We start from the raw sequence: 25,872 nt of genomic DNA on the forward strand, positions 1-25,872 counted from the left end.
CACTGTTCCAAAGTGAATGGGGGTGAGCTGCTCCCGCCAGCGACTGGTAACATCATTACTTTGCTCGCTGGAATGCCACTTCAATATTCGATGGAACCCGGAGATCGATGGCATTCCCATACTCATCAGTGACGATTGGCGGGAAATCAAGCAGGCTGGTACGCCAGGTGTTCGCGAACTCCATCAGGAGGTGGTCAGTGTTAACGCGGAAGCAGGGCTGGTACTCTCCTTTTGTAACCGCCGAAGTAAGGACCTTTAGTGCTTCGGTTTGCGAGACACCGTGGTGTTGCGCGATGAGCGGTACGCGCACGACACCGTCAATGGGGGTCATAGCTAGCTCTTTTCGTAACCCATCAACGTCTGGGCCGGCGGTCATATTTCCGTATTGCGTGAGTTTTTTGAGGACGGCATCGACCACACTCGTCGACGGTCCGGCCTCTCGCCAGATGAACAACAATTCTGGGGCCCCCTGGAAGAGTGCGACCCTCGTGAGGATCTGCAGGCTCTTCCATCCCAGGAGGATGTCTGATGCGCCGGAGCGACGCAGGAGGCCCCTGATTTGTGTTTCGGTGACGGGGATATCGCCTTCTGACGTCAGGAACTCTGCAAGGGCGGTGGTGAGTTTGTTTTCCTCGCCGGCATCAAATCCGAATCGTCCACCTTTCTTTGGGCGCACGTTCCGCTTGATGTCTCTTACTTCGTCGGGCTCTGCTTCGAGTAGAGCATCGATTGCTGGCTTGGCATTGAACGGCCGGCCTGTGATCGTGAGTTTCTTCTTGAGGAACGTTGCGGCCTCAGCTGCGATTTCAGCGTAGGGTGTTCGTTCCTCGTGCTGCATTCCTTCGGTGTAGGTGAAGCCGGGGAATCCTATTGTGAGGAGTCGTTCATCGGTCCGGAACGTGATGATGACAGGGTGCCGTCGGCGATGCGTTTCCAGCCTTTTTTCCGTAGGCGAGACGCTGACCCAGCCGGACATTTCCACTTGGTGCACGAGTTTGAGGTACACCCTCTTCAAGAGTTCGTCGGTCACGCATGCTTGGGGGGCCAACTCGTGCAGGTCCGGCTCTACTTCGCGGATGCTATTCAGGAGTTGCGGAAACGCTTCCTTGATTCGTGCGCTGATGGTGTCGTATGTGAATTGGGCGTCGAGCGAGTAGACGAAGAGGTGTTTGTAAGGCGTGACTGTTTCGATGCGGTGTGCGAACAGTGAGAGTGTGGGGTCGGTTGATCGCTCGTTGAGTAGGGTGAAGAGCGCTTCTTTGCTCAGCCGTTGCGCCGGAATTTCCACGCCGCCTCGCGAGTTCATCGCGAACGCGAGGTCCCGCAGTTGGGTGGAAGAGAACGACTTTAGAACTTCCGTGATGACGTTCATCGTTCTCTTTTGCTCGCGCTCCGGTACATCGTGCGTACGAATCCGAATGTCAGTCTAGCAGATCGTACGCATCTAAGCATGTGCCTGAGTGTGCTTCCCGTGGTCTGTTTCTTGAACCAATGAATCTACCGTTGCTCCGTGACTCTGAGGGCCATCCTCACTAATACGCAGAGGTCGAGAATCGCATTTTGGCTTAGGGCTGGTCGGAGTTCCTTTGAGGGGGTGGGTCAATTTGAAGCCTATGGAAGCCAGTTGAGCCCGGAGGCGTCGGACGGCAGCAGAACGATCTAGAGCGCACGATTTCGGACTGAAATGGCCTGTGCGCCCCGCGCCATTGCGCTTAGGGGCAACGTGAGTATTCACCACCCTTCTCAATGAGAGCGATGGAGGCGCCCGAGCAGTGCCGGGGCAAGACGGCGTGCGACTTGCCAGTCAACTGCGAATCAGGGGTGACAGCGGCGCCATGCACAATTATGCGACCACAAGTCCAAGTGAATTGCTTCCGAGCAGTCGACGTATCGCTCAAAGTGGCGATGCTTGCCAGAACTGCTGTTTCTTGTCATGCAGAAAGCATCGAATGGCGCCATCGGATGATGCCTCGCGTTCCGTCCGAAGTCATGGCGCATTGTAGGCCGTCAAGCGAGAATGACATTATGGGAGAAATCGTAGGGACTACGAAGACGCGTGCCGAAATCGTCTTCGAGGGATACCTTTCCGAACGCGGGTTGACGTTTGAGCACGAGGCTGTACCCGGCAGGAGAAAGCCGGATTACCTCATCCACGGCCCCTCGGGCGACTGCATCGTCGAGGTGAAGCAGATCGAAGACCCAGACCCGCATCCTTCCGGCGGGTTTAGCGCTGCCCGTTCGGTCCGCGCCAAGATCAGAAGTGCTCGCCGCCAGTTCGGCGAATACAAGCATTTTGCCTGCAGCTTGGCCATCTACAGTGAATCCATCTTCGGTCCTAACGATCCCGTCATCATACTCTCTGGGGCGTTCGGCCCCGGCTATCAGCAGGCCGGGCGCGACTACAGCAAGATCGACCCGAACCCATCGTTTTACCGATTCTGCACGAAATCGGAGTTGCCACCGGACAAGAGCTTTCTGGCCAACGCTATGCTCTCGCCAGTGGCCAATACGACTTTCAGCGCGCTCATCATGCTCACGTACTATCAGTTGAGCGAGTTGCACCTGGAGGTATGGAGAAGGCTGTATGCGATGCAAGAGGCGGGGAGGCCGGTTGACACGCATGGGCAATTTCGGTTGTTGAATGAACTGGCGCCGATCCTACAGGGGTCAGTCCGGTTTCCGAGTACAGTGCGGGCTATCGTCGTCGAAAACCGGCACGCGCGCATTCCTTTTCCGAAAGATCTCTTTCGCGGACCGTTTGACCAACGGTGGGGCTGGTCTCATGGCTGGTGCGGCCCCACGTGGCTAGGAGCAACGCTGGAAGCGCTTTACGAAGACGGAGTGCCTTTCCACATGCTTTAGGGCATCCGCTCACGCTGCGATGGTGGGCCTACAGACCCTTCCCCTCGGCGGCACCGCAAACGCCGGTTCCGGCCACAGTCTGAGTTGCCGACGATTCGCTCGGGGCTAAACCGAATTGAACTCGACACCGTCAGCTCTTCATGCGCGAAATCAGCACCCAGAAACCCAGGAGAACACAGAGGCCAACTCGAGGTATTCTTCCTCCATTAACGACCCGAAAGTGTGTCGCGAATCGCCCGACCTAGGTCGTCCTTAAACTTCACGTCTGCTCCCATGGTATTGGAGTATAGGATTGTACGAACGTGCCTTACATCAAACGCAAGGTCGTCTGTGGATTGTGCGATAACTATCCACTTCTTCTTCCACGCATCCGCCAATCCCGCCTCATAGTAGACGTTGGGGTTCTTTCCCGTGAAGTCGACGACAACGAGGTCTGCCGTCGCGATGTCTGCCCGAATGTCGTCGATGATTGGTCTCGCGATGGTGCGCTGGTCCCCGCGAACACACTGAAGCCCCGCATTCTCAATGGTTTCCTGGATTGTACGATACACGTATTCGAGCTCCGAAGCAAACGGCATCACGACAAAACAGAGGGGTTTCGTTATGTCCAGTTGAACGCGCTCAAACCGCGCACTGCTATTGTGGGTCCTCAACCCAAACTGTCCAGATAGGTACGAGTCATCTACCGTAGATAGGACTTGGATGTTACCGTCAAACAGACGCAATTGGCTTCCAATGGCTTCGAACCGAAGTCTATAGTTCCGATTGGGTTGAAGAGAGACGGTGCCACCTGCCCAGTCGATTAATTCCCAGTCTCCAGGCTTCATTTTGGCAATGAAGTATTTCTTGCGGTACCCGCCAATGCCCGCGGCGTAGCCCTCTGCGCTGCCAGGGCCGAGCCGAACTAGGAGGGAAGCGTGATACCGAATGCCTTGCTCCGTTTCTTTTCCGCTGAGCAACGTGACCTCTGATTCGATCGCACCATCCTTGGCCCAATCCTCAAAGACCATGAGCTGTGAATTTTGACCTTCTCGCATCGCCGGCGATTCGTAGCCACCGTCACCCAACACAGACCATTCATCGAACCTGCTGACGAAGCTTTTCGGCTTGTTGGCCATCGACAGGAGTATACCGCGCGATCATTCAGGTCGGTTCATCAATTCGCGGAGGAGTGACGCGCTACTCGGAAGGTAGGCAAGCGTCGCGATCGACAGCATGAGGCGCCGTTGACGAGTGATGCGACGGGCCGACACCCGTCGTCACCTACGCGACATGTGAGATTGGTGCTCCGGAAGCCGGCACCGCCTGAACTCCAGGAACAGTCATCATAACGTTCGCCCATCCATCACCCTGAGTGCCTTTGCGAGGGTCCGCTCGACATATTGAGTCTGACGCTTATCATCGCCTTTGTGGGAAAGATCCCGGCTCCTTAATGTTGAAGTTATCCGTCCGGTGTCCAACCCATGGGCGAGCGCGTAGATCGCAAACGCGAGGTCTTCCCGAGTGGCGTCCCCTCCATACCGCGGGTTTGACCGGAAGTCCTCGATGCTCTTGATCTGGCGTTGGATTTCCTTAGGCGCCATGGCTGCGCGTTCGTGTTCGCGTTCCCGCGAGCGTAAGTCGATCTCGTGCTGGACGTAGATGGCCTCGAGAAAGCGGCTTCCCTGCGGGTACGGACCACCCGATGCCTCAACGAGCTGTACATACGGGAACAGCCCGGCCTCGTTGAGATACTTGGGCTTCCGGTTCGTCAGTCCCGCCAGTCGCCCAAAATGCCGCCAGTCGGCAGCGCCCCTGTCGCCGCCGAACTCCTCGGCCAGCCTGCGCGCGACTAACGTACTGACTTCCCGAGGCAAGGGCCTGGGATGCTTCAACCAGGCCTGGAAGTTCCCCGGCGAAGTCTCCACGACGACCGCCGGGGAGAACCCCGTCAACTTCATCCGTTTGAGGGATTCCGCCGTGAGATCATCCACCAGGCTCAAGTCGTGTTCACCCTTGGGCCGCACATAGATGTTGCGGCCGTCGGCGTTCTGCAGCCGGAGCCAGGGAATCGAGCGCAGCAGAGTGTCCCGGTCCCAAGTCCGGGGAATCATCACTGCCTGGCCTTCCTCCTGCGCAGAGGGCTTGAAGAGCCCGACTTCGAAGACCTGAGCCCCCATCGCAGCAATCTGGCGTTGAACAGCCTGCGAAGTTCTGTCCATGGATTCGCCTCCACACGGTCAGGCCAGGTCGGCCCCTATCCTGCACGTCATGCACTCGCGCAATCGTGACATCGAGCAGGTCGCGGCAACACTACTCCCAGAGTGAAAACAAATGGAAACCTTCTGAAACAAAAGGGCTTCCGCCCGCAGTAGGCCCTATCCATCTGAAACCTCCTGGCAACATTCAGCGGAATTTGTGAAATTCCTTGTCCCGAGGCGATGCTCCCGCGGCTTACTGTATGGATGCCCTTCCTTCTGAGGTCCCTCACCCGCCCTTCCAGAGCGATCTCGATTCTGATGCTCGTCGCGAGTAGCGCGGCAGCTCAAGAAGCCCAAGACCTGCTACGCAAGGCCGATGCATTCGCCAATCAGGGGAACTGGTTCAAGGCCGCTCCGCTTTTCGCCGAATCGGAAGCCGCATTCCGCCGGGTCGGCGACACCAGAAATGCTCTCTACGCGAAGTTCGGCCGCCTCCACCGCGATGTCGAATCCGGAGCCTATCGGGCGGTTCATGACGAAGTCTCCAACGACCTCGCCAACCCTGTGGTTAGCCTAGACCCGTTACTCAAGATCCGGGCGCTGGCGCTCTTGGGCAACATCGATCTGAACATTGACACCAGAGCCGGCATCGAGGACTGGCACGAGGTTCTCGACATCGCCACTTCAATCTCCGATGCGAAGTGGCAAAACCGCGCTCGCGGGGAACTCGGCTTGCTTGCCGGCGTGAATGGCGACCTCGGCGCCGCAGCGCTGGCGCTGCAGCAATGCATTGCGAAGGCCGAGTCGCTGGGCGATGTGGCAGGACAGCTCCATTTTTCCATCTGGCTTGCGAACGGGATGGCTCTGAGCGGGCGAGCTGACGGGGCCATGCGCATTCTCGACCGCGCCACTGCCCTGGCGGAAAAGTCCTGGCACGACATTCCACTGGATCTGTATACCGCCAGGGTTCGCGCGCTGACCTCATTACCTGATGACCAGCTTCCAAAAGGGCGGGAAGCGGCTCGAGCCATCCTGAGAACGGCTCTCGACAAAGCACGATCTAGTGGCATTGTTGTCGCCGAAGGAACTTTACTGATCCAGGCCGGACAACTTGAGCTGGATGCCGGCAATACCGCTGAGGCGGAGGCGTCGCTGAGTCGAGCTTTGGAGATCTCTCAGAAGGCCAACCTGCCGCGTGAGGAGGCAGACGCTCTCATGAAGCTGTCAGTGCTCCATCGCAGAATGAAGCAGCCAACGAAGGCTCTGGTCTCCATCGATCGTGCCATAAGGGTCCTGCAACGAGTTGAAGAAGCATACGACTTGCCCCGATTTGTCGCAGAGAAGGCTGCCGTTGAAATTGACCTCGGCAACGTTCAACAAGCGGACGCCCTGTACGACCGTGCCTCCAGCCTGATTGAAGGCCTGCTGGTCAATGCTCCGAGTTCACTGGTCAAGAGCTCCATGATCGGGTCCCTGAGTGAGATCTATGTGGCTCACTTCCGCCTGGCCTGGAACCGCCTCCACGATGCGGCGAAGGCGTTTCAGATCATCGAGAACGTGCGGGGCCGCTCGCTGTACGACTCGATTCGGTACGCGCGTCTCACGAAGCCGACAGACCGCAAGTCGCCCGAAGAACTCCCCATCGTTCACCTTCAGAGATCGCTCCTCCATCAGGAGCTAACCGCACAGCAGACGCGCCGGGTCTTGGCGCAGTTGGACACTGCCTACGACCGCCTGATGCCGCTGGAGTATGGACGCGCTCGGAAGGAGATGACGATTCTGCGCCGGGCACCCGTCTCGGTCGCCGCATTGAGCCGAATCCTAGGTCCAAACGAGACCCTTGTCGAGTACGTCTTCGACAAGCAGGCTTGCTATGCCCTGCAGATCACACAGAGCGGATTGAAGATCCACACATTGCCCGGCCGCACTGAGATTGGCAAGGCCGCAAAAGCGCTGATGATGGCCATCCGTGGCCAGTCTGACCACAAAGTGAGCGCGGCGGCGCTCTACCAGATGATCTTGAAGCCGCTGGCCCTTCAGGGGGCATCCTCCGTTGTGGTCATTCCAGATGGATCCCTGCACCTGGTTCCGATGGGCGCGCTCGTGGACGAGCAGGGCGCCTATGTTGAATCGCGCATGACCGTTTCGGCAGCTCCGTCAGCAACCATTTATTACATGCTCCGAACGACTGGAGCGCAATCGCTGGCCACGAGACCCTTCCTGGGTGTCGCGTTCAGCCCCTCTGCGACCGGCCAATCTACCTCCGCGAGACGAGAGTTGGCGGACCTACGGGCCGGAAGCTTACGGCCACTTCAATTTGGACGTGAGGAGATCGGTGAGGCCGCCAAAGCGATGGGGGCGGGTAGCGTGACGCTGGATGGCGCTGCCGCCTCCGAATCGGCCTTGAAGTCTCAGCCACTGGGTGAATTCAAAGTTCTTCACCTGGCGGCTCACGGGGTAAGTAGCGAATCGGAGCCTGACCGGGCGGCGCTGGTCCTCTCGCCGGGGAGTGAATCGGAGGATGGTCTGTGGCAAGCTCGAGAGATCCGCAAGACCCGGCTGAAGGCCGACGTCGTGGTGCTTTCCGCCTGCGAAACCGGGAGCGGGCGCCTCCAGGGTCAGGAAGGTGTGATGAACCTGGCCCGGGCTTTTCTGACGGCCGGGGCACGAAGCACGGTTGCCAGCCTCTGGTCCGTCGATGATCGTTCGACGGCCACCTTGATGGAGTACTTCTATACACATCTGGCCGGAGGCGCAACGGTGGCGGCGGCCCTGAGACAGGCGAAACTCGACTTCATAGATAACTACGGAGAAAAGGCAAAGCCATACCTATGGGCTGGCTTTGAAGTAATCGGAGATGGCACGAGAAAACTCAAACGGTAGACCGACCGGGCTTACCTTCAACCAGCGGGCACAGATCTTCGATCGCACGGCGGCGAGGGTCACAAAGGAGTATTTCGATCCCAACTTCAACGGGACAAAATGGCCGGACCTGGCGCGCGAGAGCAGGCAGCAGATCCTCGCTCTTGAGGATGCAGACGCATTCGAGCACGCCATGCACGATTTGGTCCGGCGTCTCGGCACCAGCCATACGGGTTTCTTCCATGAATCGGTGAAGCGGGTACCTGCCCGTCTGGCGATCGGTGCCACGTTTCACCGCACAGAGACGGCCGCCGGCACCCTTTGGATCGCGCAGGATGTCCACGAGGGCGGCCCAGCGCATGCCGCAGGGCTGAAGCCTGGCGATGTGGTACGCACCATTGATGGCGTCGCTCCTCCATCAAACGAGCCGCCCATGTTCGCGATGGGTCGTGACGTGGACCTTGCCCTCGATCGAGGTTCGGAACATTTGGCTCTCCGGATCTCGATCCCCACACCGCGCTCCAAGAAGCAGCCCACAGCGACTTTGAAGGCGGTGACGTGGTCCATTGTCGAAGGTAATGTCGGATACCTGAAGGTCCCGATCCTTCCGGGTGCTCTCGGCCTCGACGTTGCCCGCGAGATTGATGTTGCTATGCGTGAACTTGCGTCCTGCGACAAGTTCGTCCTTGACCTGCGCGGGCACGTTGGCGGCGGGTTGGGTGTACTTCGCTTGATGAGCCACCTCACGCCGGATCGGATTCCCATCGGCTACACCGTTACCCGTAAGCGGGCAGAGCGAGGCTACGACAAAGCATCGCTTCCGGTACTCGATCGGCTGCCAACGGATCTGCCGAACCCCCTGGCGATTGCCAGAATGGCGTTCAAGTACGCCGGCCGCGACACGTCGGTCGCGCTGGTGTCAGAAGGGCTTGGGCCGAAGAGGTGGCATGGGCGTGCTGCAATCCTGGTGAACGAACACACAATCAGTGCCGGCGAGATGGTCGCCGCCTTCGCCTCGGAGAACCGCCTCGCGGCGATCGTGGGCGTAGAGACCGCCGGCAGGCTTATTCCCGGGTCCAGCTCCAAGGTCGGTGCCGGATACATGCTGGTCATGCCTAAAGCGGAGTATCGCACCTGGGGTGGGCTGCGGTTCGAAGGGCGTGGGGTTCAGCCGAGCGTGCGATTCGTTTGGCCTGCTGGTCCGGATTTGACGGATCTCTCAGGCCAGCTATCCGGGGCCCTGAGTGCATTGCGCGGCCGATAGAAAGAGATGATGCCCGCCTACACCTCTCGGTGCACCCATCTCGCCGCAAGATAATGGCAATGCGTCACCTGGCATGTCACCTCTCCATTTCCGGATGACGGCTACTCCGCGAACTTGCCAGCTGATCCCCCGATACTCCAAGTGTGGACCGCTGCACGCATAACGTGGTGCTTCGTTGATTGAGGAACCATCGGCAGTCACGCGATGGCTGGCCGGCACTTTCCAGAGAACGCGGCATCCTATGCCTAGATATGTTAATCGCGGTTACAATTATGTAGCAGCCGTTCGTCTACTCCAGACAAGGTGCTGACAGGATAACTATCCCAAGTCGTCCGTCAACAGCCGGCATTCTGGATCAATTGCCAATACGGCCAGTACTATAGATGCCGCCGCAGAATTCAGTCTCGGTTCCGGACGAGTTGGAACGCTTCGCTAGTGTGTTCAAGGACGAAGCTGACCTGCGGCAGTGCCTACGGAAGCTTCTCACGAAAATGGGGCGCGAGGAGGTGCGAATCACCCACGGCACCTTGGAGAAGGGCAAAGACATAGTTTTCTATGCTCGCGGCGGCATGAATGAGCGTGCTCCCTACGCGTGCGTTGTTAAAAAGGACCGCATTACTGGATCCGTCTCTGCGAGAACATCGGCGAAGGCGGTCCTGCAGCAGGCCGAGCAGGCATTCGACGAGCCGTACACGAATCCAAGCAATGGACAGCGCGAACAGATCAAAGGCGTGTACATCATCAGCCCGTACGACACGCCCGTTTCCGCCTCCGAGTCTGTGGGTGATCGTTTGGCGCGCCAAGGTCGCACGATCGAGTTCGTCTGCGGAACACGGCTTATGGAATTGTTCGCCGAACACTGGAAAGATTTCTTGTTGTTCGATTCGGGCGTACTAGCGTCCTATTTGAGTGCCATGCGTGCCGGCCTGTCGAAAGACACGGCGCTCATCGATGTGATCCTTGGTCGCAACCTACCGGCGGAGCTGCCGGGGAGCTTTCAACAGATGTACGTGCCGCAGAGCTTTTCGGCGGAGGTGCGGTGCTGCTCTCTAGATGACACATTGCGTCAGGATCTGTCGCTTCCCTCCGGTTTGATTCGGTTGGCTGATATTCGTGCCATCGAGCAGCGCGTTCGAAAGCTGCTGCGTGTGGTGGACTACCTTGAAGCCTGCCCCGGAATCGCGTTGCGAACTGAAACCGGTGGCAGTACCAAAGTGGCACTTGCAAGCTATATCGATGCGCTGCATCACGACTGGAGCACCGCATGCAAAGCAGCTGCGGCTGCCGCTTTGAAGGACTTCGAGACGCTAACCGCCGAGGACAGAAAGAGAAGCGCCAGTGCAGAAAACCGCCGCCGTGAACCGCCACGCGCTGCCCCGAAGCTGCCAACCGAGCGTACGATAGCTACCACGGTTGAGCTCAGCCTCGCCGCAAAGTCATGGCTGTCTCGGGCAGAAGAAGTTAAAGCGCTCATCGTTCAAGCTCTCGAGGAAGATTGCCTTCGCATCCGAACCGACTGGCGCGCGAAATCGGATCTCGAATGGCTGTTCAGTTCGGAATTTAGGGCGCATTGCCGACTACTCGATCTCGAGGACACCGTGCCGGACTCCGTCCGACGCGATCAAACAGCAGTTAAACACAGGCTTAGTTTTGGCGCTGATTTCCTGGACGGCGCTCCTCGCCTAGTGCTGTTGACTGGACCCGCCGGATTTGGCAAAACCTCGTTTTGCCGCTGGCAATCACTGGCCTGCGCCGAGTCAATGCTTGACGGAACCGGTCGAGTTCTTCCCGTCTATGTCCCCCTCTCGCGTTTCGCATACGGCGCACCCGCCAATGCAGACGAAGCATTCTTCCAAGCACCGGAACTTCGGCAGTTACTCCACTCTTCTAAGCACGACACTACAATACGTCTGTACCTTGACGGATTGGACGAGATGCCAGACCACGGTCGGCAACAGCAAATTGTTAATTTCGCGCGTACCGCCGTTGACCGCCTTCCCAATCTGCAGGTGATCTTCACGGCGCGTGACCACGTCGTGGGACCATGGTTGAACGATGTTGTGCGCCTAAGCGTAAACGAGCTAGACAGCTCCCAGCAGCGCTCGCTCGTGTGCAAATGGCTCGAGTCGGGCGAGGCGACGGACCGGTTTTTCGAACAGCTGTCCCACTACCCCACGTTGCAGCCGCTCATGGGAATCCCCCTGCTCGCAATGCTGATCGGCGCTGTTTACAAACGTCAGCAGTGTCTGCCGGAAACACGCACGCGCCTTTACACCCTGTTCGTGGAACTGAGGTGCGGCGGATGGGACGCGATCAAGGGCGTCCACCGGGGCGGGAAGTTCGGGCAGCATGATAAACGCACTGTTCTAGTTCGACTGGCGGGAATGAACCACCTAGCCCGCCGCCGCGATGCAGCCTTCGACCAGTTCCGCGGCGCGATCCGCTGCAGCCTTGCCGGTCTCGAAGAGTTTTGGGACGAACTGCTAGATGAACTGATCCAGGATGGGCTTGTCGTCAGCACCGGCGGTGGAATACGGTTCAGCCATTTATCGTTTCAGGAGTTTCTCGCGTCCGAGCATCTCAACGAGCCCACAGGCGAGCGCCTGAAAGTGCCACTCAAGGAGTTTCTTCAGGGCGATGACTGGTGGCGCGAAGTTATCGCATTCTACATCACGCGATTCGGTACGCCGAGCGACACGGAAGGGTGGCTGGTGCGTCGCGCGCGAGAAGTCTCAAAAACATCGAACGCCCTGTGGGTGCATAGGGGTGCTTTGGATGAACGCATCGGTTGGCTTCGGTCGTGTCTGCGGGAAGCGTTTCCCACGTTCCGCTCGCAATATCCGGAGGACGGCATCATCGAACAGATCGCCCTCCATCGCTCCAAAACTGGTACACACATCTCTCGCTCACGGCGCAGATTGTCTGGTTTGAATTTAAACGAAGATGGTTGAAGTACTTGAGTGTTCGACCTTACCATAGACAGAGCCCACTAGGTTTGTGGCCCAAAGCTGCGTTGTGCACGCACCTCGTTCAGCGCCGGAACATCTAGTTGGTAGGGTGGAGACGAATGGACGGCAATCATTCCGCCCGGATCTCCACAGGGTAATAGTTCCAATCCCAAGGCACCTGCCGCACGTACATTTCGTACTTCCCCGGAGCGAGCCTCGCCAGATCCAGCCGGACAGTGAAAGCTGTAGTGCCATTACGAATCGCAGCATCCGACGAAGCCAACACGACGGGCACTCTATCCCGGCGCAACTGGAACTCGTACGCACCCGCCTTGCTCCCAACCGGAAGCTGAATCGTCAACTCAACTGTCTTACGCGCGATGACAATTGGCTTACGTTCGCTGGCCTCGCCGGACCGCAGCATTGACGGAATATCTACCGTCTGCCTGACAAGCGCGAGTTCGGCATTCTGGGGGCGCTGGGAGAACAACCAACCCTGACGTGTGGCAAACAGGACAACCAGCCCGAGGATGGCGATGCTGGCCACTGCCGCAATCCACTGCACCCGTGTTCGCCGCGCCATCGCCCGGCGACGGAATTCCGAATTCTCAGCAAGGAATTCCCGATAGCACTCGGAGCAATGGGTGACATGGTGCCAGTGCGGATCATCCTCAACGGTGAGTTCCAACGGCCGCACGGCGAGCTCCTTTAGGACGGAATCGCCAGGACAGCCCTTCCGTTCGGGGTTGGGATAGTCTCTGACGATTGAATCCTGAAGCTGCTTCTTGAGTCGGTCGAACTTGGCTTCGGGCGACTGGTCAGGAGGCATCAGTCCAAAACATTATGGCACTGATTGCGCGTGGCTTACACGTCCTCTGGAACGCTCCTAATGCCACGTAATGCCCGCCGCGTACGCAGCCTTCCGCATCCCGCGATAGAACTGCTTGGTGATCGTATTGCGCTTCTGACCAAACATGGTCGCCAGCTCACTGCCTGAGGCATTTCTGAGCATGAGTGGGAGCAGTTCTTTCACCCGGTGAAGTTCGAGCACATCGAGTTGCTCCACGATCTTGTCCAGAGTGTCCCGGGCGGTCAGATCGGCCACCAGATCGTACTGATCCTCAAGGGCCTCAAGAGTTTCCGTGAAGAGTTCGACGTCCAACCGGCGCCGATTGCGCCGCCCTCCTGCCCGCAGATCCACCGCATACAGCCGGGCCCGATTCAGTACCTTCACACTGGGCCGGTCCCCGATGTTTTCGCCGTGAGTCCGAGAGAGCGAGTGGACTGCATACTCGGTGATCTCCGATGCCCGGTACCGGTCTGACAAAAGACGGTCGGCGATCTTCAGCAGGCGGTCCGTGACCGGCACAACGCCAGCCTCGATCCAGCCCCTGTGAACTATGTTGCCGCGCGAATCGGTGTCAGCGATACAGATGGGAACTACTCTGGGCTGCGTCCGTTCGTCGTAGTCGAATGGAATCGTAATTACCGCCATCACTAGCTCCCTGCGGTTCGGAGTCTCTGTATTGGTGTCACAGCCGCGACGAGTGGCGGCCTACAGAGTAGAGGGAAAACATCCCTTAATGCAGAAAAGTACCACACAAATCGAAACACAATCAAGTCAATTACGAGGTGTTACCGGGCTTGGACAAGACGAGCAACACAATCGTCTGGAGGCCAAGCTGAGGCGAGAACTCGGCGAAACCGTGCTCGCGCTTCTGGCGGGCGGCGAGACGGAAGATATCGTGCTGAACCCCGACTCGACGCTGTGGGCGAAGCGCATTGGCTCGGGTTTTCAATGTGTTGGCGAGATGCCCCCGGCTCAGGCGGCCAGTGCGCTCAACACGATAGCCGCGTGGAAGGGCACAGTCATGAACCACGAGCGTCCCATCCTCGAGACCGAATTGCCGCTCGACGGAAGCCGCTTTGAAGGAATTATTTCTCCAGTCGTCCGACGGCCAGTTTTCGCAATTCGCCTCCGTCCAAAGAGAATATTCTCGCTGGATGAGTACGAACGATCCGGGATCCTCACGCGCAAGGAGGACGCCCTCAACCGGCTGCGGAAGCGCGACACCTTCGTCGACGATGTCCGCGGGCTCAGCCATGCCGCGATCATCCGCGCTGCCGTTGCAGGGAAAAGAAACATCCTGACGGTGGGCGCAACGGGATCAGGAAAGACCACTTTCGTCAACGCAATCCTGGACGTGATGGCCCAGGTGGCGCCGGATGACAGGGTGATTTCCATCGAGGATACGACTGAACTCCAATGCTCAGTCAGGAACCACGTCGATCTGCTGGCCGTCGGCAACGTTTCGATGCTGGATTGCCTTCGGGCCTGTATGCGGCTGAAGCCGACTCGCATCGTCGTCGGGGAAGTCCGCGGCGCCGAGGCCCACACCATGCTGAAGGCCTGGAATACCGGCCACCCAGGCGGTGCCGCGACTGTGCACGCGAACGATGCCCTGGGTGGTCTCATTCGCCTCGAGAGCCTCGTCGCGGAGGCAACAAGCGCTCCGCAGCAGACTTTAATCGCTGAAGCAGTAGATCTCGTGATTTTCGTTGACCATGAGCCCGAGCTCCTCGCTGGGCGCAAGGTCAGGGAAGTGGCTCTCGTGACCGGCTATCGAGATGGCCGGTACGAGATTGAGTACGTGTAAACACCCAAGGAGGTCATTTCAATGAACAACCGGAACATCGTCTGGCTAAACGGCCCATCCGCCGGCGGGTTGAAGGCGCGTGTGGCGGCCGTCTTCGCCCTGGCCTGCGCATTTGCCATTCGGGCGAACGCGGCAGCAGCGGGCACCTTGCCCTGGGAACGTCCTATGACCGCCATCGCGACATCGCTAACCGGACCCGTGGCGTACGCCATCGGCCTGATCGGCATCGCGATCGCCGGCGGAGCAATGCTGTGGGGCGGTGAACTGACTGAATTCGGAAGGCGCGCTTGCATGATCGGACTGGTGGTCTCCGTGCTCGTCTTTGCAGCGCCCATGTTGTCGAGCGCATTCGGGGTGACCGCCGCGGTGATCTAGAAAATGAGCGCAGCCGACACACCACGGGAAACGGCAATTCACCAGTCCGCCAACCGCCCGAATCTCCTTCTCGGCGGGGACCGCGAACTCGCCCTGGTGATGGTAATGATCTCTGGCGGGCTGGCGTTCAGTCTGGCCTCGTGGTGGGGCATTGGGCTCGCGGTTGCGTTGTGGGTTGGCTCGATGGCGGCCTTGCAGCGAATGGGCAAGGCCGACCCTCTTCTCCGTCCCGTCTACCTGCGCCATATTCGCTACGCCGCCTATTACCCGGCAAAGAGCGGCCTTCATGCCCAGAACGCCGAAACGCCCAGGAACTGGAGGTAATGAGCCAATGCAGATCACGGAACATCGGTCGCGAGCTCGTGGCCTTGCCGATCTGCTGCTGCCTTTCGCTCTGATTGAGGATGGGATACTCCTGCAGCAGGATGGTTCGCTATTGGCCGGCTGGTCCTATCGCGGGCCCGACATGCATTCCGCCACACATGCGGAAATGCACGCTCTCACCACCAGGCTGAACTCGATTCTCCGCCTCGGAAGCGGCTGGATGCTGAACGCGGACCTCATCCGGTCCCGCGCGCCAGGCTATCCGGAGCAAGGCGCTTTCCCTCATACGGTGACGAGGGTGATCGACGACGAGCGGCGCCAGCAGTTCATGGATGAAGGGGCCCATTACGAGAGCGACTACTTCCTTACGTTGACCTACCTGCCGCCCATCGAGGCGGAGGAGAAGATCAAGGGGTGGATGTTCGAAGGACAGGACGGCCGCGGATCCAGCGTCGCGCATCAGATCCTCGAGCGCTTCAAATCACGGGTCGAGATGTTCGAGAACGTGTTCTCGGCGCTGTTCCGCGTAGAACGGTTGTGTCGCCAGGAGTTCACAGATGACCATGGCTTCCCACAGTTGCAGGACACCCTCCTGCGCTACCTCCGCCGATGCGTCGCCGGTGACGATCACCCGTTCGCCCTGCCTGACCTGCCGGTCTACCTCAATGAACTCCTGGCTACGCAGGACTTCCGCGCGGGCATCGAACCACGAATCGGGAACAAGCACATCCGCGTAATTGCTCTGGATGGCTTTCCGAAGTCGAGTTTCCCGGGTGTCCTGGGGGAGATCGACTCGCTGCCCATGGAGTATCGATGGAGCACCAGGGCAATCCTGCTCGATGCCGAAGAGGCCCGCGGCCTCCTCGAGAAGACCCGCAAGAAATGGCGTTCCCGAATCCGCGGATTCAAAGACCAGGTCTTCAAGACTCAGAACGGCTCCATCAACCTGTATGCGCAGGCGATGGCCGAGGATGCCGAGCAGGCGATGGGCGTAGCCGCATCCGGCGACGTTCAGTTCGCCCAGTACACCAGCAACATCATCTGCCTCGACGAGGACCTGGACCGCCTGCATGAGAACACTCGCCTGGTGATGAAGCGGATCCAGAATCTTGGGTTCGCCTGCCGCCTGGAGACCATCAACGCGGTCGAGGCATGGCGGGGGAGCCTGCCTGGCGACGGCTACCGGAATGTCCGCCGCGTACTCCTCCATACCCTGAACCTTGCCGATCTTCTCCCAATCACGTCGGTTTGGGCGGGATTGCGAGAGAACCCATCGCGGCTAATGCCCAAGCAGAGTCCGCCCCTGCTGTTCGCCGCGACCACTGGCGCCACTCCGTTTCGAATGAACCTTCACGTATCCGACCTTGGCCACACCCTGATGTGCGGACCCTCCGGCGCAGGCAAGTCGACCGCGCTCGGACTGATTGCAGCACAATGGTTCCGCTATCCCCACGCTCAGGTCTTCGCGTTCGATAAGGGGTATTCGCTCTTCGTGCTGACCAAAGCCGCGGGCGGGGAATTCTACGATCTGGCGGGCGAGAAGACCGAACTCGCGTTCTGCCCCCTCCGCGAGATTGACTCCGATGCGGACTTGACCTGGGCGGTCACCTGGCTGGATGACCTTTGCAGCCTGAACGGGTTGACCGTGACACCGAAGCATCGAAACGCGCTGACACAGGCACTGCTGCAGTTGCGCCTATCACCCTCGCGAACCCTGACAGAGCTCAGCGCGAACGTGCAGGATCTCGATGTTCGGGAGGCGCTCCAGTTCTACACTCTCTCTGGTCCACTCGGGCAGTTACTTGATGCCGACGAAGACGTGCTCAGTGCGGGCCGCTTTCTCACCTTCGAGACGGAGAATCTCCTTCAGTTGGACGACAAGGCCGTTGTCCCCGTGCTCCTGTACCTGTTTCGGCGTATTGAGAAACGACTTGATGGGTCTCCAACCCTGGTGTCGCTCGATGAGGCTTGGGCCTACCTCCGAAACGACGTCTTCCGCGAGCGCCTGCGCGACTGGCTCAAGACTTTGCGCCGCATGAATGGGATCGTCCTGCTCTCCACTCAGAATCTGAGTGACATCTGCAGCTCGGACATCAGCGACGTGATCCTCGAGATGTGTCCGACCAAGATCCTGCTGCCGAACGGCGAGGCCAACAATCCCGCATCAAAGGAATTCTACGATCGCCTTGGGTTGAACGCTCGCGAGTTGGACATCCTTCAATCGAGCATTCCCAAGCAGCACTACTACGTGATCTCCCCCTTGGGCCGACGGCTCATCTCGCTGGGCATCCACAATGTCGCGCTCTCTTTCGTAGGCGTTAATGGCCGCGAGGAGCGGCAACTGGTCGAAGACCTGATAGATGAGTTCCCCGATACGTGGCAGAGTGAGTGGCTCCGTGCTCGGGCCGCCGCCTTGAAGGATGAGCGGCTCGAAGGTTGGGCCAACTATTACGAAAGGCTTCGGAAAGAGACGGAAGGGGGCTACCTGTGCGCAAGAGCGTGATCGCATTGCTTGTTGTATTCGCGTTGACGATCCAGGCACCACCGATCGCCCAGGCCGGCGCATTCGCCATGGAGTACACCCAACTGCTGAACCATGCCCAGCTCGTCATGCAGTATCTCCGCCAGGCAGAGCAGTTGGCGGAATCGATCAAACAAACGGTGGACATGCTGACGAACAGCAAGCTCTTGCCGGGGCAGATCTTCGGGACCATTTCGAATGACATCAATGCGCTCGCGTCAATCGTGCAGGGCGGCCAGGCACTGTCCTACTCCCTGGCGAACCTCGATTCTCTTTTCAAGGAACGGTTCCCGGGCTATGGACCCGTCGGGACAAGTTACTTCACGAAATACAAGAGCTGGTCTCAGACCTCCCTGGATACAACGCTGGGAGCATTGCGCGCGGCCGGCTTGCAGGGGCGACAACTGCAGAACGAGCAATCCGTGCTCTCTTCGCTGCGCTCCATGGCGCAATCGACAACTGGGCGGATGGAAGCACTCCAGGTATTGGGGCAGATCTCCGAACAGCAGGTGCAGCAGTTCATGAAGCTGCGCCAATTGATGTTGGCGGACATGTCCAGCAAACAGAGCTATCAGGCCGCAGTGATTCAGAAGCAGGCTGTCAGCGAGGCCGCGACCGAGAAGTTCTTCAACTGGACGCCAGAGGTATCCGACGGCAAGAAGTTCCAATCCGGTTGGAAGTGAAGTGTATGAGGCTCTCATTGATTTGCTTGGCCTTTGTCGCACTGCTCGGCTGCGCGGGTCTGAAGGAACCGCCCAGCCCCATCGCCCAGAAGGCAGAAGCATGCGGAGCCGGCGATCTGTCGCACAAGTCATTCGTCTCGATGCAGGACTGGTTTGCAAGACATCGGGACTGCGCAGTGGCGGTAGACGGCATGTGCAGGCCGGCTCGGGAATCGGCGACCGTTCAGTGGGCGGATTCGACTGAAGGGCGAGTGTGTTCGGCTGCGAGAGGCGTTGCTCAGTGGGTGAGGAAACCGGCTAACGACCACCAGACGTTTCAGTCGGGCTGGAAGTAGTCGGCCAGCCCAACTGGGGCCTTAGTAACGGCCGTTGCCCATGTGCATTTTCCGACTTGAGGACAGGTGTGTGCCAGTGCAGACAGATCAAAACACCCGAAAGATCATCCACTTCGCAGCGGCCTTGACGATGCTGCTCATCTTCCTGACCCCCTTGGCCGAGGCGCAGGCAAAGGCACCCAGCGCCATCCTGAACCAGTACCGCGCCCAGCGGACCACCTGGTTCACCGCCGTCTGGCCATTTGCCAACACACTCTTCGGATTGCTCGCAACCATCGAGTTCGCCTGGAGTGCCGCGGTCATGCTGCTCGAGAAGTCAGACATGCAGTCATGGACGGCCGCGCTGATTCGTAAGTTGATGTGGCTCGGCGCGTTCTACGCCCTGTTGATCTACGGCCGCTACTGGATTCCGGCCATCACAGACAGCTTCGAGCTGATCGGCCAGGCTGCCTCTGGTACAGGCCCGATGGCACCCAGCGACGTCTTCACCCGTGGCATTGATATCGCCGGTGCCCTGATGGCGACCTCCAGTTCCGCTGCATTCTTCACCAACCTCGGCACCTCCCTCGCGATGATCTTCACTGGCCTCATCACGGCTCTTTCCTTCATAGCGATCACCGTGCAGTTCGTCGTCGCCATGGTGGAGAGCTACATCATCGTCGCCGCTGGTTTCATCTTCGTCGGCTTCGGGGGCTCTCGCTGGACCGCGCCCTATGTGGAACGTTACATCGGCCTTGGCGTCTCGACTGGGGTCAAGATCATGCTGCTCTACCTGTTGATCGGCACTGGAATGAACCTCTCGGCCGATTGGATGACAGACGCGCAGAGCATAGCGTCAGACGCGAGTCCGGCGATGTCCGCCCTCGAGATCATGGGCGCCTCCATCATCTTCATGATGCTGTGCTGGCAGATCCCCAAGCTCTTCGCCGCGGTGCTGGGCGGTTCGCCGGCTCTCTCCGGAGGCGACTTGGTAACGAGCGGAGCGTTCGTCGCTGGTGGCACCGTCGCCGTCGCATCGATGGGACTGAGCGCGCTCGGGGCAGCGGCTGGAGCAACTGGTCTTTTCTCAGGGTCAGGTGCAGCAACCGCCAGTGGATCCGCCGCCTCGGCCAAGGGGTCCGCCATGCCGGCAATGTTGGCGTCTGCCGGTTCCAAGGGCGACGCCGGAGGAACTGTGCCACCTCCAAGCGAACCGGGGCCCGGACCGGCAAACCGGTCATCGCAGCCTTCGGCACCAATGTTCGATGCAGCCAGGAACCTGACGGACATCCCCCGAAGGATCTCCTCTCAAGTTCCGCCGGATGCGGGCCCGCACGCTGCCCCGCCAAAGCTGGATATCGACCATCACGAGTAAAGGAGGGTCTTCATAGTGACCAACGCCGTAAGGCTCGAAGAACCCGTTTCGCTGCCACATGCAGAGGAGACGGCGAAACCACGCGGACCATCGACGGTTGCCACCTACAACCCGTATCTCGCCGCCCGCCGCGAATGGGACGAGAGGTACGGAGATCTGGTCACACGGGCACGCAATTGGAGGCTCATGGCCCTGATCTCTGCGCTGAGCACCATCGTGGCGGTCGGCGGAGTGATTCGCCTATCCACCAGGACCCATATCGTTCCATTTGTCGTTGCGATGGACTCTCTCGGCCGAACGGTGGCCGCCGGTCCAGCGGAGGAGGCGACAGCAGCAGACGATCGGCTCAAGCGGGCAACGATCTTCACTTGGGTGGAGGATCTCCGCACTGTGACGACGGATGGAATCGCGCAGAGGAAGGCGATCGACCGTGTCTACGCGCACATCGCGAGCGGAGCTCAATCCCAAGCCTTCATCAGTGAGTTCTACCGCGCCGCTCCCCCACAGAAGCGCGCGTCAACGGAAACAGTCAGCGTGGAGGTGCGATCGGTCCTGCCAACCAGCGAGCGGACGTTCGAAGTCGAATGGAACGAAACCACTCGCGACCTCTATGGGGCCGTGAAAGCCCAGGATCACTGGAAGGCGGCCTTCACCATCGCGGTCAATCCACCGCAGGATGAGCGAATGGCCCGTATCAACCCGCTCGGCATCTATGTCACGAATGCGAGTTGGGGCAAGATTCTGTAAGCCCGAAAGGAAGGAGTTCAATGCGAGCGCTTATCATCTCAGCCTTCGCCATCGGAACTGCGGTGGTTGTTGTGGGTCAGCAGAATAGTGGTCCTCCGGTTCAAGCCAAGCGGCTACCGCCGGGGAAAACAACAACGAGCGGATCGCCCGGCAACCAGACCTACCTTGATCGCTACGACTTCGGGGCCCAACTCTTCGCGCTGCAGAGCCATGAGGCCACCAACCAAGGGGCAGGCCCAATGAGCCCGTCACCGGCTCCCGTCGATTCCATCGTCCCACCTGGATTCAAACCGAAGACAGACGTTCCGCTAACACGGACGGCGCAGGATGCGGTGCAGATCAGCGAGAAGTGGCTGACGGAGCACAATGAGCCGACCGTCGGACGCGACGGACGCGTCTTGTATTCATACGGGGCCGGCCTCCCAACCGTGGTCTGCGCGCCGTTGCGGGTGTGCATGATTGAGCTGCAGGCCGGCGAGAAACTTGTGGGCGAGCCACACATCGGCGATTCGGTCCGCTGGAACCTATCCCCGGCCACCTACGGCAGCGGAGCTTCAATAACTTCGGTGATTGTCCTAAAACCGCAATCGCCGGGGCTCGACACGAATCTACTCATCACAACGGACCGTCGCGCATACTATCTGCGCCTCCTATCCAAGTCGGATGACTACGTCGCGCGGGTGGCCTTCGCCTACCCGGATGACGGCGAGAACGAGAAGAGATGGCAGCAGCATTTGGCTGAACAGAAGAATCAAGTGACCGCGGCAACACGGATCGCCGAACTCCCGCCCAATGCCGTCGACTCGATGTACTTCAACTACCAACTCAAGGGTGGAGACGAGACTATCCGTCCCATTCGGGTCTTCGACGACGGCAAGAAGACCTACATCCAGATCAGCCAGGCCGTGAAGAACCGGGAAGCGCCGGTGCTCGTGGTCATTGGCCCGGACCGAAAGGCGGAGATGGTCAACTACCGGGTCAAGGATGACATGTACATCGTCGATCGGCTATTTGAACGAGCGCAGTTGATTCTCGGCAGCGGTAAGAAGGCTCGAAAGGTGGAGATCCATCGTGAACGAAAGGGCTGACCCGCTCGCTGGGACGACCAAGCCCGTTGCGACTCGATTCGGTGACTCGCCCACCGGGCTCGATCTGAATCCGCGGCCACCCCGTCCCGTTCGTGTCAGTAAACGAGCGGCCGGCATGCTCATGGCCATTGCCGCCGTCATCCTCGGGCTGTTCGCTTACGGCGGATACAAACGCCAACAGCGGCAGGTCGTTGCGTTGGCCCAAGGCAATACACCCACAAACGTCTCGCCGGCGACCGCCGCAGGCCTGGATATCGCGAAGGACATACCCTCGGGAAATCTACCGAACGCGTCATCGCTGCATGCGGCTTCTTCTGAGTCGGGGACTCTTGTGCCGCCCGGAGAACTCCAACCGGGCTCGGCACCTTTGCGACCCGGCGGCGTTCCGGCCAATGGCGGACAGGTCTTCGTTCGCCAGGCGCCGATACCAGCGCAACCGGTCCCGGCACAACCTCCTCCGCCACGCGAGCCATCTCCCGAGGAGCGTCGTCTCATCGCCGCCTACGAACGGGAGCAGCAGGCAATTGCCGCCCCAACCACCTTGAGAGAAGGATTCGGATCGCCGGGGTTTGGTAGTCAATCTCAATCCGGCCACGGGACGCGCAACGGCGGCGACGATGCCGCCCAACTCGCCTCGATGCTTCAGACCCTAGGGCCGCAGAACGGCGGCTCCCAACTCACTTCAGAGATCCTGCGCGGCCTGGCCACCACGGGAGCGAACGCGCGAACGGAGGGCGCCAACGACGTCGACCCGAACATGCAGGATCGCAAGGAGTCTTTCCTGGCTGGAGCCCGGACCAGTCAGACCGATGACTACCTGAAGTCCACTCGAACCGCCCCGCTGTCCCGTTACGAAATTAAAGCTGGATGGGAGATCCCTGCAGTACTGGAGCAAGCGCTCAACTCGGATCTGCCCGGAGAGCTCAAGGCGTTGGTGTCCTCGAACGTCTATGACACAGCAACCGGCCGATTCCTCCTGATCCCACAAGGCGCTCGCCTGGTCGGCGCATACAATGCCAGGATCGGCTACGGGCAGGACGGGGTTCAGGTGATCTGGGACCGGGTCATCTACCCAGACGGGTCCTCGCTGGACTTGTCCGGTATGGTCGGACAAGACGCGCACGGCTATTCGGGCTTTCGCGACAAGGTGGACCGCCACTACAGGCGCCTGATCGGCTTCGCAGTCCTCACGAGCTTATTCGCTGCCGCCTCCGAGATCGCCCAAAACCGGAATCGATCGCTACTGACGTACCCAAGTCCATCGCAGGTTGCCGGAAGCTCCGCCGGCCAGCAAGCCGCGGATCTAGGTGCCCAGATCACCAGGCGGAACCTGAATGTCCAGCCGACCATCAAGATCCCCATCGGTTACCGCTTCAATGTGCGCGTCAACCGTGACATCTTGTTCGACGCAACGTATGAGGCCGTGCCTCCAAAGTGACGTCCTGCGCCGATACTTACCTCCTTCCTACACCAGCCTTTCGCGTACCGCCATCTTTGACCCATTGACACCACACGGATCGACTTGGTGGCTGTGCTAACTAGAAGCGAATTGATTGCAGAAGCCATTCCGGGAGTAACGGCCAGCGCTGGCGTTGGACCGTGCTGAGACGCCCCAAGGAGCCAAGCAAGCCGCGGGAATCCTCAGATCACAGCGCAGCATTGACTAGCCTTGGCCGCATTGCCGGGTAGGGTCCGGTTGTTGCCGGCCACCATCGCTGAGCCAACGAGATTACGGTGAGCCAGCACGCGAATACGAGGGCGATATGGGAGCCCATCATCACGGACGATTGTGAGGGAAAGTGAGAAGGCAGAATCACAGTCGGAATCGAAGCCAAGAACATCGCTGGCCGTTGCAGGGCCAGTACGTGAGGTGATGGAGTGAATGGCCAAGTGAAGCAGTTGTCCGAGGGCCAGGAACGTATAGAATGGCATCGATGCTCGCTGATCCGGTGCTTGCACTCATTCTCTACGCGGTTTCCCTTGGCGCACCAGATGCCACAGATGCGGATCGTGCACAAATCATGGCCGTATCACCTGCCGAAGGAGTTCAACTGCACGAAGGACAAAAGGTTCAATTTGAGTTAACAATCCACTACTCGTTACAGTCGGTTGACAGCGCCGTCCTGCAGGTCTACGCAGAACGATATGCCGAAGGCGGTCACTATTGCGACGAGGCGCTACTTCACCAGACCGAAGGCGGCACAGTGGTCCACATCAAACGGGGCGAAGGTGACGTTACCGTCCGGTTCCCTTGGATTGAAGGAACAGGGCCCGACGCGAAGGTGCCGCGCGGTGCTGCATCCCTCGCCTTCGGGATGAATCTTTGGACCGAAAGGCACGGACGCCCGGTGAAGCCTATGCTTCGTGCCTTTGCCCAATCGTTCTGCCGCCCCATCAGCGCATCGGGACAAGCCACACAACGCGGACAAGCCTGGGAATGGATGGAATACGTGTATCCCGCCGACGGATTCGCGATGCGATTCCACGCGGCGCCGTCACCGCACCCAGACCCACAGAATCCGAACATAACTGTGTATACCAGTTCTTTCCCGAATGGTGGGTGGAGTGTTCGCGTAGTCAAGTTTCCGCATGGGTGCGATGACGCCTTTCAACGGATCGTAAACGCAGCCAGGCAATCGCCTGACGGGCCGGAGTCGTCTCAGTCCCGCTTTCGAATAGATCCCGCCACGATGACGGAGAGTAGATCCAATGGCAAGGCCGTGTTCGAATATCAATTGAACGCTCGCTGCAACCCCCAGTCTGGAGCGGCTTGTGCTGATGACCGAGGCTCCGAGAGATTCATGTGCGCCGACAGTCGCCTGTACGCTTTCAGTGCATCCTGGACGGGTAACGAGTCCAGCCCCCCGGACCTGAATCGCGCGCTCAGTTCGTTCCGACTTCTCTCGAAATGAGAGCGATTAGTCTGGCCATAGATGGATCTATTTCCACGGCACGCGAGGCGTCCGATATCTGCCGCGAGACCGGCTTCGCGTACATTGCGGTGCGCCGCCTACGCGGCAATGGCGTACAAACTAGAGACGTCAGAAGTCTGCCTTGGCGAAGGGGATCAAGAAGAGGGGACAGCCTCAGGGCCGGCAAGAAATACTGGCTTCGCCGGAAGCGCATACCCGCCTTGACCCTGCGAGACGACACAAGTTCCCGATCCGAACGCCGCGCGGGTTGCTCGCCTTCTTAACCCTTCTCTACCGCGCCTATCCTATCCTTCCAGGTCTCCCATTTCACCTTCAACTGCACGACTATAGACGCCAGATTCCTGGCAACATTGTCGCGGCTGGTCATGGGCAGAGGGAAAGTGACGGCCCATACTCCCCACCGATCCTCCGTCGCGGCGCAGACTTGTTCGAAGACTTGGGCTTCTGAAACCTCCCAGACCAATCCAGCCCGACTGTTGTCCGGCGCGATCACAAAAGCATCCCCGTAACCCGCGGGTTCGGCTTCAAAATCGGTGATCATCCCAAAGGTGAAGCCGTCCACGACGACGTCATGGAGGACCTCAAATCCGTGATAGACGGGCGCATCGCTTGGTCTGGCGAGGAGCCCAGGGAGCCCGGGGGACGCGCTGGGTGCAGCGTGATCAATCGCCATTGGGTGCCCGACCGACGGCGCTCTTTGCGCGTCATGCTCTTCCGGCATGCCCCAATGATAGTGGAT

20 protein-coding genes are annotated in these 25,872 nt (G+C 59.4%); 14 read left to right on the forward strand and 6 right to left on the reverse strand.

Translation table 11 applies throughout. The annotated features are described in order from the left end of the window. Positions 1 to 55 precede the first annotated feature (55 nt). Complete coding sequence (locus ACR9Y2_RS09290) at positions 56 to 1,372, reverse strand: hypothetical protein (protein ID WP_435040860.1); 1,317 nt, start codon at positions 1,370 to 1,372, stop codon at positions 56 to 58. A gap of 533 nt (positions 1,373 to 1,905) precedes the next feature. Here ACR9Y2_RS09290 and ACR9Y2_RS09295 point away from each other — a divergent pair. Further along, positions 1,906 to 2,862, forward strand: a complete 957-nt coding sequence (locus ACR9Y2_RS09295; protein ID WP_435040861.1) for a hypothetical protein — start codon at positions 1,906 to 1,908, stop codon at positions 2,860 to 2,862. Positions 2,863 to 3,068: 206 nt separating this feature from the next. On the opposite strand, the gene ACR9Y2_RS09300 is transcribed toward ACR9Y2_RS09295, so the two are convergent. Both ACR9Y2_RS09300 and ACR9Y2_RS09305 read right to left on the reverse strand, forming a co-directional pair. Then, positions 3,069 to 3,980, reverse strand: coding sequence for a hypothetical protein (locus ACR9Y2_RS09300; protein WP_435040862.1), 912 nt, complete (start codon positions 3,978 to 3,980; stop codon positions 3,069 to 3,071). A 207-nt stretch (positions 3,981 to 4,187) separates the two neighbouring features. After that, entirely contained in the window at positions 4,188 to 5,063 is an 876-nt protein-coding gene (locus tag ACR9Y2_RS09305; RefSeq protein ID WP_435040864.1) for a RepB family DNA primase, read from the reverse strand. A 297-nt stretch (positions 5,064 to 5,360) separates the two neighbouring features. Here ACR9Y2_RS09305 and ACR9Y2_RS09310 point away from each other — a divergent pair, with 297 nt between their 5' ends. From ACR9Y2_RS09310 to ACR9Y2_RS09320, 3 genes are all read left to right on the forward strand, one after another. Then, complete coding sequence (locus ACR9Y2_RS09310; protein WP_435040865.1) at positions 5,361 to 7,925, forward strand: CHAT domain-containing protein; 2,565 nt, start codon at positions 5,361 to 5,363, stop codon at positions 7,923 to 7,925. Continuing rightward, entirely contained in the window at positions 7,900 to 9,168 is a 1,269-nt protein-coding gene (locus tag ACR9Y2_RS09315; RefSeq protein ID WP_435040866.1) for a S41 family peptidase, read from the forward strand. Before ACR9Y2_RS09310 ends, ACR9Y2_RS09315 begins: the two co-directional genes overlap by 26 nt. Positions 9,169 to 9,605: 437 nt before the next feature. After that, positions 9,606 to 12,119 carry an NACHT domain-containing protein gene (locus ACR9Y2_RS09320; protein WP_435040867.1) on the forward strand — a complete coding sequence of 838 codons (2,514 nt, stop codon included), beginning with the start codon at positions 9,606 to 9,608 and terminating at the stop codon, positions 12,117 to 12,119. Between the two features lie 127 nt (positions 12,120 to 12,246). On the opposite strand, the gene ACR9Y2_RS09325 is transcribed toward ACR9Y2_RS09320, so the two are convergent. Together ACR9Y2_RS09325 and ACR9Y2_RS09330 are read right to left on the reverse strand one after the other, a co-directional pair. Beyond that, positions 12,247 to 12,945, reverse strand: coding sequence for a hypothetical protein (locus ACR9Y2_RS09325; RefSeq protein ID WP_435040868.1), 699 nt, complete (start codon positions 12,943 to 12,945; stop codon positions 12,247 to 12,249). A 57-nt stretch (positions 12,946 to 13,002) separates the two neighbouring features. Next, positions 13,003 to 13,611, reverse strand: coding sequence for a hypothetical protein (locus tag ACR9Y2_RS09330; protein WP_435040869.1), 609 nt, complete (start codon positions 13,609 to 13,611; stop codon positions 13,003 to 13,005). Between the two features lie 88 nt (positions 13,612 to 13,699). Between ACR9Y2_RS09330 and trbB the strand changes: the two genes are divergently transcribed. The 10 genes from trbB (at position 13,700) to ACR9Y2_RS09380 (ending at position 25,112) form a co-directional block, all read left to right on the forward strand. Further along, entirely contained in the window at positions 13,700 to 14,773 is a 1,074-nt protein-coding gene (trbB, locus tag ACR9Y2_RS09335; RefSeq protein ID WP_435040870.1) for a P-type conjugative transfer ATPase TrbB, read from the forward strand. 21 nt (positions 14,774 to 14,794) lie between these two features. Then, positions 14,795 to 15,148, forward strand: coding sequence for a TrbC/VirB2 family protein (locus ACR9Y2_RS09340; RefSeq protein WP_435040871.1), 354 nt, complete (start codon positions 14,795 to 14,797; stop codon positions 15,146 to 15,148). 3 nt (positions 15,149 to 15,151) lie between these two features. Continuing rightward, positions 15,152 to 15,472 carry a conjugal transfer protein TrbD gene (trbD, locus tag ACR9Y2_RS09345; RefSeq protein ID WP_435040872.1) on the forward strand — a complete coding sequence of 107 codons (321 nt, stop codon included), beginning with the start codon at positions 15,152 to 15,154 and terminating at the stop codon, positions 15,470 to 15,472. Between the two features lie 7 nt (positions 15,473 to 15,479). Then, positions 15,480 to 17,975: a conjugal transfer protein TrbE gene (locus tag ACR9Y2_RS09350; RefSeq protein ID WP_435040873.1), complete on the forward strand. Its 2,496-nt coding sequence runs from the start codon at positions 15,480 to 15,482 to the stop codon at positions 17,973 to 17,975. Further along, positions 17,960 to 18,676, forward strand: a complete 717-nt coding sequence (gene trbJ, locus ACR9Y2_RS09355) for a P-type conjugative transfer protein TrbJ (RefSeq protein WP_435040874.1) — start codon at positions 17,960 to 17,962, stop codon at positions 18,674 to 18,676. The genes ACR9Y2_RS09350 and trbJ overlap by 16 nt, the downstream gene beginning before the upstream one ends. A gap of 411 nt (positions 18,677 to 19,087) precedes the next feature. Then, positions 19,088 to 20,365, forward strand: a complete 1,278-nt coding sequence (trbL, locus tag ACR9Y2_RS09360; protein WP_435040875.1) for a P-type conjugative transfer protein TrbL — start codon at positions 19,088 to 19,090, stop codon at positions 20,363 to 20,365. A gap of 15 nt (positions 20,366 to 20,380) precedes the next feature. Continuing rightward, positions 20,381 to 21,112, forward strand: coding sequence for a conjugal transfer protein TrbF (trbF, locus tag ACR9Y2_RS09365; RefSeq protein ID WP_435040876.1), 732 nt, complete (start codon positions 20,381 to 20,383; stop codon positions 21,110 to 21,112). Between the two features lie 20 nt (positions 21,113 to 21,132). Continuing rightward, the gene (gene trbG, locus ACR9Y2_RS09370) at positions 21,133 to 22,200 is read left to right on the forward strand and encodes a P-type conjugative transfer protein TrbG (protein ID WP_435040877.1); all 1,068 of its coding nucleotides are present in this window, start codon (positions 21,133 to 21,135) and stop codon (positions 22,198 to 22,200) included. Beyond that, entirely contained in the window at positions 22,184 to 23,638 is a 1,455-nt protein-coding gene (locus tag ACR9Y2_RS09375) for a TrbI/VirB10 family protein (protein ID WP_435040879.1), read from the forward strand. The genes trbG and ACR9Y2_RS09375 overlap by 17 nt, the downstream gene beginning before the upstream one ends. Positions 23,639 to 24,125: 487 nt before the next feature. After that, positions 24,126 to 25,112: a hypothetical protein gene (locus ACR9Y2_RS09380; RefSeq protein WP_435040880.1), complete on the forward strand. Its 987-nt coding sequence runs from the start codon at positions 24,126 to 24,128 to the stop codon at positions 25,110 to 25,112. A 280-nt stretch (positions 25,113 to 25,392) separates the two neighbouring features. Here ACR9Y2_RS09380 and ACR9Y2_RS09385 read toward each other — a convergent pair whose 3' ends face one another. Then, the gene (locus tag ACR9Y2_RS09385) at positions 25,393 to 25,695 is read right to left on the reverse strand and encodes a hypothetical protein (RefSeq protein WP_435040881.1); all 303 of its coding nucleotides are present in this window, start codon (positions 25,693 to 25,695) and stop codon (positions 25,393 to 25,395) included. Positions 25,696 to 25,872 lie beyond the last annotated feature (177 nt).

This window comes from Paludibaculum fermentans, assembly GCF_051172195.1.
In the GTDB taxonomy this organism is placed as follows: domain Bacteria; phylum Acidobacteriota; class Terriglobia; order Bryobacterales; family Bryobacteraceae; genus Paludibaculum; species Paludibaculum fermentans_A.